This window comes from Dietzia sp. Cai40 (genome assembly GCF_014145165.1).
Taxonomy (GTDB): domain Bacteria; phylum Actinomycetota; class Actinomycetes; order Mycobacteriales; family Mycobacteriaceae; genus Dietzia; species Dietzia natronolimnaea.
The window spans coordinates 1-3027 of sequence record NZ_JAALEB010000243.1; the positions used below are offsets into that span (position 1 = coordinate 1).

The window sequence follows — 3027 nt, forward strand, 5'->3', positions numbered from 1 at the left end:
GGACGGGTCCTCTCGCTGATGTGGGGTGTGTCAGCTGGCGGAGCTCAGGAGACCGGTGACGGTCGGGCTCGACAGCGGGGCGACGTCGTATCCGGCCGAGTCGGACAGGCTCGAGGTGAGCGAGCCGCCGATGGCGCCGTCGATCGGGTTGACCACGGAACCGGAATCCAGCGAACCGGTACCGCCCCCGCCGCCGGCACCGGGGTTGGTCCCGGTGACGATGACGGGCGACGAGGTCGCGGTCGCGCCGACCCACGTGTCGCCGAGCGCGTCGGTGTTGTTCACCACGGCCGTGTAGCGGTACACCTGGGTGTCGGCCGTACGCGGAATGTCGTCCGGGAAGGAGACAGTGGTGCCGGACGCCGGCATGGCGACCTCCCCGACCTCGACACCGTCACGGAGGATCGAGACCATCGTTCCCTCGGGGAAGTTGTTCGCGGGCCGAACGAACGAGGTGACCACGTTGACCGCGAGCGAATCCTCGTCGAGGGTGCCGGGCTGGGCCTGGACGTTCAGGTTGGTGTTCCACTCGAACGGAACCCACGGGGCGTTGGTGATCGTGGTGGTGGTGAGCGCGGCGGCATTGGCGCTCACAGCGCACTCGACCTGGGCGCCGGTGGTGCCGGTGCCGCCCGCAGTGGTCCCTCGGGTGTACTGGAACTGCGTCGACGCCGCATCCGTGGCGGCGGTGGCCCCCGCCCCGGCAAGGCCGAAGACGATCTGCTGACTCGGCGTGTTCGGCGCACGCATGCCGAAGGTGACCTCGGGCAGCTGGAACGACTGGTTGTTGTTCTTCTGCAGGCCCGAGTTGATGGTGTTGCCCGTCCCGTCTTCTGCGAGGCACCGAACCAGGACACGGTCGCGGGTGCGCGGCCCGGCGGTACGGTCTCGACGGCGCCCGTCGTGGAGATGTCGGCGCTGTACTACTCGCGCTACCAGAACGTCAGGGCCGAGATGGTCAGCATCACGGCGTCGGGGTCGACGATCACCATGCCGCTGTGGCCGCTCACCCAGTTCTTCCCGCAGGGCAGCCTCGGGGACATGGCGAGCGAAGCCGTCCAGCTGCGCTCGCAGATCACCGAGCAGAACACCAGGGCCAAGGTCGAGGGGCTGTACGGCACGACCGGTTCGTTCGCGGTGACCAACGGGCAGACCGTCACCCGGACGATCGCACTCGGGCCGCCGGCCACCCAGCCCCGCGGTTCGGATCTGGTCGGTTACTTCACGATGTGCGCGCAGGGCACCAACTCCGCCGCCGCGCAGGGCACCGGCCAGCTCTACGCGTGGTCTGCCTTCGAGAAGGGGTGGCCCCCGCCGGTCGTCATCCCCGAGGACAGCGGCAGCCTCGCGACCGGGTCTCTCGGCTCGCTGGGCAGCAGTGGTACGGACCCCGTCGATCCGGAGCCACCGGTCGAGGAGGAGCCGCCGGCTGAGGACAACGGGGACCCCCTGGACCCCTGATCGTCACTGGCTTGAGCGTGGCCTCGAGCTGAAGGAGGACGGGCCGGTCGCGTCACGCGACCGGCCCGTCCTCCTTCTGTCGTGTTCTGTCGTGGCGCGCGTCTAGAGTCGACCCCGGTACCGATACCGTCGCCGCAGCCACCGTCGCGGCCGATCAGAGGAGCCCGATGTCCGTCCCCGCCACCGTCGACTCGACCGCCAGAGCGCGACTGGCCGAGCTGGTCGCCGAGCTCGCCGTCGTCCACGGCCGAGTCACCCTCTCCTCGGGCCGCGAGGCCGACTACTACGTGGACCTGCGCCGCGCGACCCTGCACCACGAGGCGTCGCCGCTCATCGGCCGTCTGCTGCGTGAACTGACCGACGACTGGGACTTCGAGGCGGTCGGCGGACTGACCCTCGGCGCCGACCCGGTCGCCACGGCGATCATGCACGCGCCGGGTCGGCCGATCGACGCGTTCGTCGTCCGCAAAGAGGCCAAGAAGCACGGGATGCAGCGCCGGATCGAGGGGCCGGACATCGTGGGGAAGCGGGTCCTCGTCGTCGAGGACACCACGACCACCGGCAACTCCCCGCTCACCGCGGTGGCCGCCCTGCGCGAGGCCGGCGCCGAGGTGGTGGGCGTGGCGACCGTCGTCGACCGTGCCACCGGCGCCGATGACGTGATCCGGGCCGAGGGCGTGGAGTACCGCGCCCTGCTCGGCCTGACCGACCTGGGACTGGAGTGACATGACCGCCGAGTGGACGACGACGAGACGCACGACGACCGAGGGGACGGCGTCCGATAGGACGACGGCGAGGGCTTTCCCCACCGTCCTGGCGCAGGCGCTGCGGGAGCGGGTGCTCTCGCTCATGGACACCTCCCGGCCGGAGGGGCCCGCGTTCCTCGCCGCGGCCGCGGGCACGGAGGTGGCCAAGGCGACCGGATTCGGCCCGCTGGAGAAGCTCTGCAAGCCGCTCATCGTCCCGGCGGCGCTGACCATCGCTCTGCGTGAGGGCGCCCGAGGAGGCGCGGGGGCGGGTAACGGTGGCCTCGGCCCCGTCGACACCGCACTGCTCTCCGTCACCGGTGCGGCGTACACCACGGGCGACGTGATCCTCATGCTCGGTGGAGGACACGCCAGCCGCTCGCGTTCCCGGCTCGTCTCGGGCGCGGCGGCGTTCGGGGTGGGGCATCTCGCGCTCGGCGGGCTGATGCTCCGGTCGGGCCTGAGGTACAAGCCGGTCCAGTCGGCGGTCCACGGGGTGGTGGCCGGCGCCGCCGGTGTGATCCTGCTGTCCGAGGACCGGGCCAACGCCCCACTGGCCGCGTACGGGGGGCTGCTGGCGGCCCTGTCGGCGCTGGCCACCTCGGTCGATCGTCGGTCCGGGCCCGGCGCCTCGGTGTTGGCCGTGGCGGGGCCGGTGTTCCTGCTCAGCGATGCGTTGATCCTGCTCAGGCGCAAGACCGAGGGCGGATCGGCGCTCGCGCGGGGCCTGGACGTCGGCGTGATCGACACCTACGCCACCGCCGCGCTGCTGTCGCTGACGGGCACGGCGGCCGCGGCCCGCACGGCAGGGCGGTCGGCG

The 3027-nt window shown here is 71.6% G+C and carries 4 protein-coding genes; 3 read left to right on the forward strand and 1 reads right to left on the reverse strand.

All coding sequences use genetic code 11. The features are described from left to right. Positions 1 to 30: 30 nt before the first annotated feature. Entirely contained in the window at positions 31 to 750 is a 720-nt protein-coding gene (locus G6022_RS09980) for a hypothetical protein (RefSeq protein WP_182639060.1), read from the reverse strand. 159 nt (positions 751 to 909) lie between these two features. Between G6022_RS09980 and G6022_RS09985 the strand changes: the two genes are divergently transcribed. The 3 genes from G6022_RS09985 to G6022_RS09995 form a co-directional block, all read left to right on the forward strand. Then, on the forward strand, positions 910 to 1461 hold the full coding sequence (locus G6022_RS09985) for a hypothetical protein (protein WP_182639058.1): 552 nt from the start codon (positions 910 to 912) through the stop codon (positions 1459 to 1461). 167 nt (positions 1462 to 1628) lie between these two features. Further along, complete coding sequence (gene pyrE, locus G6022_RS09990; RefSeq protein WP_182610786.1) at positions 1629 to 2186, forward strand: orotate phosphoribosyltransferase; 558 nt, start codon at positions 1629 to 1631, stop codon at positions 2184 to 2186. Position 2187: 1 nt separating this feature from the next. Beyond that, the coding region (locus G6022_RS09995) for a lysoplasmalogenase family protein (RefSeq protein ID WP_187701324.1) at positions 2188 to 3027 on the forward strand (840 nt) is incomplete at its 3' end.